This window comes from Aquabacterium sp. A08, assembly GCF_011742065.1.
Genome location: NZ_JAAQQT010000571.1, coordinates 1 through 4,113, shown reverse-complemented (window position 1 = coordinate 4,113; position 4,113 = coordinate 1). Strand labels below are relative to the sequence as shown.

Sequence of the window (4,113 nt, the reverse complement as noted above, 5' to 3'; positions counted from 1 at the left end):
GGCTCTGTTGCACAAATCCACCCCAATCAGCTGCTAGGCTCGCAGCATGAGTGAGAGCAAGCGCCCCAGGGGCAAGTACAAGACGACGAACTGGGCCAGCTACAACGCCTCACTCAAGGCACGCGGGTCACTGACGGTCTGGTTGGACAAAGGCATGCAGTGGTACGCCCCAGCCACCGGCAAGCGGGGTCGCCAACCCATCTTCTCCGATGCCGCCATCCAGTTCTGCCTGAGCATCAAGAGCCTCTTCAGCTTGCCCCTGCGCCAGAGCCTGGGAATGGTTGAAAGCCTGCTGCGACTGGCCGGTCTGGACTGGAAGGTGCCGGACTTCAGCACCGTGTGCCGACGTCAGAAGCACCTGAGCGTCAAGCTGCCCTACCGACCGAGCACCACCGCGTTGGACCTGTTGGTCGACAGCACCGGCATCAAGTTCCTGGGTGAAGGTGAATGGAAGCGCAAGAAGCATGGGGCGGACTATCGGCGCCAGTGGCGCAAGGTGCACCTGGCCATTGATGCCCACACACTGGATATCCGGGCCATCGAAGTCACCGACAACGGCACGGGTGACGCACCCATGCTGCCTGAACTGCTCAGCCAGATACCCGCAGATGAGCCGATTGCCAGCGTGGGCGGTGACGGAGCCTACGACACCAAGGCGTGTCATGCGGCGATAGCCAGACGCAACGCCCAGGCCATCATTCCCCCACGCAAGAACGCCCGGGCGTGGAAGAACAACCAGACGGGGGCCGCTTCACGCAACGAAGCCTTGCGAGCGTGCCAACGGCTGGGACGACGAATCTGGAAGAAGTGGATTGGTTACCACCGGCGCAGCCTGGTGGAGACGAAGATGAACTGCTTCAAGCGGCTGGGCGAGCGGGTGATGGCCAGGACGTTTGAGCGTCAGGTGACGGAGTTGCACATCCGTGTGGCCCTGCTCAACCGGTTCAGCCAACTCGGACGCCCGGTGACGGTGGCCGTGGCCTAAGTCCGTCTGGGGTTGGGGTTACTGCGTTCGCCCGGGCCTTTGTGCAACAACGCCCTGTTGAATCAGCGTCGTCACTTCGGTGAAATTCGGGAAGTCCTCGTGCAGTGAATCCAGCAGCTCGGGGGCCGGAGCTGTTGCGACATCACGCCATGGACCTGCTTCCTCAAGCCTCTTGAAACTCTTGAGCAGAGCTTTGTGGTTGTCGCCGGACTGCTCGCGGAGCCACGTCATTTGCTCGCGCAACTCACTCATCTTGAATAGCTCGCGCTGGCCAAGCCGAGGCGTTTCCGACACAGCATCTTGCTCAAGGCTGCGTGCAAACGCGCCAAATTCACGATGCAAACTCCGGACATAGTTCAGCTCTTCGGCCTTGCGGCGGCATGCGCGGCGGCCGCGTGGAAGCATGACTTGGTCCGGCGTGAGTTTGTCGTCAAACATCCGGGTACTCCTGGTGTTCGTTGTCGTGTAATCTGTTTCGGTGTCGGCGTTACTTCAGGCAGCGCAGGGCCTGGTAGCAGCGCTCGCGGGCATGCCAGATGTGGGCAGGCGCGCCCTTGGGACCGAAATGCCGCGACGGTTCGCATGTGCGGTAGTACTCAAAAATCACGTCGGCCTCGGCGGCCTTGCGCACGAGGTATGGCCGCAACTTCTTGAGCAGGTTGTACGCATGCACCCCGTCAAAATTCAGCTGATAGATTGGACGGGTGTAGCTTTCACGGTGTGGCAACTGAACGAGCTTGCAATGCACGCCCACCCTGTCTTGGAACGTGTGCAACGTGCGCAAGCAGTTTTGTGGAATGCAGACCCTTGCACGGTAGTTGAAGCCGTTGCCACAGTTCCGACGAGTTTTCGCAAGCAGAACGCAACCCTCCCCATCGACTATGGCTGAAGACCATGCCAGGTCGGTCTGGGCAATCATTTCAGCCATCAGGGCCTGTGCTGCCGTCTCACTGTTTTCCAGATGAGTCGTGATCACTTGGAATAGTGCATCCATGGCAGCTGTGCGCTTCACGTCTGAGCTGTGAATCGAGGCCATACTTTTTCCTTTCTTGAATGTTTCAGGTAGACTCTCATTTCGAACTAGATGGACAACCAAATGTGCAGCTAGTCGATGAATTATGAACTCAAAACCATCAACATCATGACGTTTTTATTTTGGTTGTTGCTCATTTACAACGGGTTATTCATCAAATGATTCGCATCCATCTCTCAAGGCTCATGGGCGAGCACAAGGAAAAGATCGCCGACTTGCAGCGCGCAACGGGACTAGCGCGCAACACTCTTGCTGGCCTGTACAGAGAAGACGTCAACCGCGTGGACTTGGCTACGCTGGAGGCGATCTGCAAGCACTACCGCTGTCCTGTTGGTGATTTGCTCGAGTACGTTGAAGACGCAAGCTGACCTGCAATATGACGAGGGGTGACAACACGGGGCCCAACTCCTGGGCATTCCGGTCCCGATTTCGACGCGGCGGCTTTGGCTGGAAGGGCTCTAGGCTGGCTATCGAGCGGATCAACGAGGCAGTGTCTGAAATCAAAGCCGTGGCACGGTATGACCCCGTCGCAGCTGCTGAGGGATCTGTGCTTTTTCTCGAAAAACTGTCACCCGCACTGTGCGAGGTCGACAGTTCATCCGGCGCTCTCGGAAATGCGGCATATGCAGCAGTACAGACCTTGGTGCCACTTATCAGTGGCGCTGCAGTCTCGGATGCCCAGCGCATGAAGTGGCTTGATCGCTTGTTTGATGCGATCCAAGAAGACGACCCGCCTTACATAGAGTCACTGGGAGATCATTGGGGAGAACTGTGTAGCAGCCCTGCGCTGGCGTCGGAATGGGTTGATCGCCTGCTGCCGTACCTGAAAAATGTTCAGCGAGAACGCCAGCGCGGGACCTTTGCGTTTTTCCGTGGTGCGGGAGTTTGCTACAGCGCGATGTTCAAAGCAGGTCGGCACGACGAATTGCTTCTGCTTCTGGAAACGACGCCGCCACCTATCTGGCCCTACCTGGTCTGGGGTGGACGCGTACTGGCTGCGCGGGGCCAAATTGATGAGGCCATTGCATACGTTACCGAGCGCGCAGGCGTCAACACGGCGTTGTTGCACAAAGGCCCGGGCGAACGCAGTAACCCCAACCCCAGACGGACTTAGGCCACGGCCACCGTCACCGGGCGTCCGAGTTGGCTGAACCGGTTGAGCAGGGCCACACGGATGTGCAACTCCGTCACCTGACGCTCAAACGTCCTGGCCATCACCCGCTCGCCCAGCCGCTTGAAGCAGTTCATCTTCGTCTCCACCAGGCTGCGCCGGTGGTAACCAATCCACTTCTTCCAGATTCGTCGTCCCAGCCGTTGGCACGCTCGCAAGGCTTCGTTGCGTGAAGCGGCCCCCGTCTGGTTGTTCTTCCACGCCCGGGCGTTCTTGCGTGGGGGAATGATGGCCTGGGCGTTGCGTCTGGCTATCGCCGCATGACACGCCTTGGTGTCGTAGGCTCCGTCACCGCCCACGCTGGCAATCGGCTCATCTGCGGGTATCTGGCTGAGCAGTTCAGGCAGCATGGGTGCGTCACCCGTGCCGTTGTCGGTGACTTCGATGGCCCGGATATCCAGTGTGTGGGCATCAATGGCCAGGTGCACCTTGCGCCACTGGCGCCGATAGTCCGCCCCATGCTTCTTGCGCTTCCATTCACCTTCACCCAGGAACTTGATGCCGGTGCTGTCGACCAACAGGTCCAACGCGGTGGTGCTCGGTCGGTAGGGCAGCTTGACGCTCAGGTGCTTCTGACGTCGGCACACGGTGCTGAAGTCCGGCACCTTCCAGTCCAGACCGGCCAGTCGCAGCAGGCTTTCAACCATTCCCAGGCTCTGGCGCAGGGGCAAGCTGAAGAGGCTCTTGATGCTCAGGCAGAACTGGATGGCGGCATCGGAGAAGATGGGTTGGCGACCCCGCTTGCCGGTGGCTGGGGCGTACCACTGCATGCCTTTGTCCAACCAGACCGTCAGTGACCCGCGTGCCTTGAGTGAGGCGTTGTAGCTGGCCCAGTTCGTCGTCTTGTACTTGCCCCTGGGGCGCTTGCTCTCACTCATGCTGCGAGCCTAGCAGCTGATTGGGGTGGATTTGTGCAACAGAGCC

Annotated in this window: 6 protein-coding genes; 3 read left to right on the top strand and 3 right to left on the bottom strand. The window is 59.3% G+C overall.

All coding sequences use genetic code 11. The features are described 5' to 3' along the window. Positions 1-46: 46 nt before the first annotated feature. Entirely contained in the window at positions 47-985 is a 939-nt protein-coding gene (locus HA630_RS06760) for an IS5 family transposase (protein ID WP_166833507.1), read from the top strand. Between the two features lie 18 nt (positions 986-1,003). Here the strand turns inward: HA630_RS06760 and HA630_RS06755 are convergent, their stop codons facing one another. Both HA630_RS06755 and HA630_RS06750 read right to left on the bottom strand, forming a co-directional pair. After that, a complete protein-coding gene (locus HA630_RS06755; RefSeq protein ID WP_166833542.1) occupies positions 1,004-1,423 on the bottom strand; it encodes a hypothetical protein in 420 nt (139 codons plus the stop codon). 49 nt (positions 1,424-1,472) lie between these two features. Beyond that, positions 1,473-2,021 carry a hypothetical protein gene (locus HA630_RS06750; protein WP_166833540.1) on the bottom strand — a complete coding sequence of 183 codons (549 nt, stop codon included), beginning with the start codon at positions 2,019-2,021 and terminating at the stop codon, positions 1,473-1,475. Between the two features lie 155 nt (positions 2,022-2,176). Here HA630_RS06750 and HA630_RS06745 point away from each other — a divergent pair, with 155 nt between their 5' ends. Both HA630_RS06745 and HA630_RS06740 read left to right on the top strand, forming a co-directional pair. After that, positions 2,177-2,386: a helix-turn-helix transcriptional regulator gene (locus HA630_RS06745; protein WP_166833538.1), complete on the top strand. Its 210-nt coding sequence runs from the start codon at positions 2,177-2,179 to the stop codon at positions 2,384-2,386. 122 nt (positions 2,387-2,508) lie between these two features. After that, positions 2,509-3,132 (top strand): hypothetical protein, encoded by a 624-nt coding sequence (locus tag HA630_RS06740; RefSeq protein WP_166833536.1) that lies wholly within the window; start codon positions 2,509-2,511, stop codon positions 3,130-3,132. On the opposite strand, the gene HA630_RS06735 is transcribed toward HA630_RS06740, so the two are convergent. Next, positions 3,129-4,067, bottom strand: a complete 939-nt coding sequence (locus HA630_RS06735) for an IS5 family transposase (RefSeq protein ID WP_166833507.1) — start codon at positions 4,065-4,067, stop codon at positions 3,129-3,131. The two genes, HA630_RS06740 and HA630_RS06735, sit on opposite strands and share 4 nt — an antisense overlap. Positions 4,068-4,113: the final 46 nt, after the last annotated feature.

Bases quoted from the DNA above. Each gene is read 5' to 3' on its own strand.
- HA630_RS06760 (WP_166833507.1), top strand. From the start codon at position 47: ATGAGTGAGAGCAAGCGCCCCAGGGGCAAGTACAAGACGACGAACTGG.
- HA630_RS06755 (WP_166833542.1), bottom strand. From the start codon at position 1,423: ATGTTTGACGACAAACTCACGCCGGACCAAGTCATGCTTCCACGCGGC.
- HA630_RS06750 (WP_166833540.1), bottom strand. From the start codon at position 2,021: ATGGCCTCGATTCACAGCTCAGACGTGAAGCGCACAGCTGCCATGGAT.
- HA630_RS06745 (WP_166833538.1), top strand. From the start codon at position 2,177: ATGATTCGCATCCATCTCTCAAGGCTCATGGGCGAGCACAAGGAAAAG.
- HA630_RS06735 (WP_166833507.1), bottom strand. From the start codon at position 4,067: ATGAGTGAGAGCAAGCGCCCCAGGGGCAAGTACAAGACGACGAACTGG.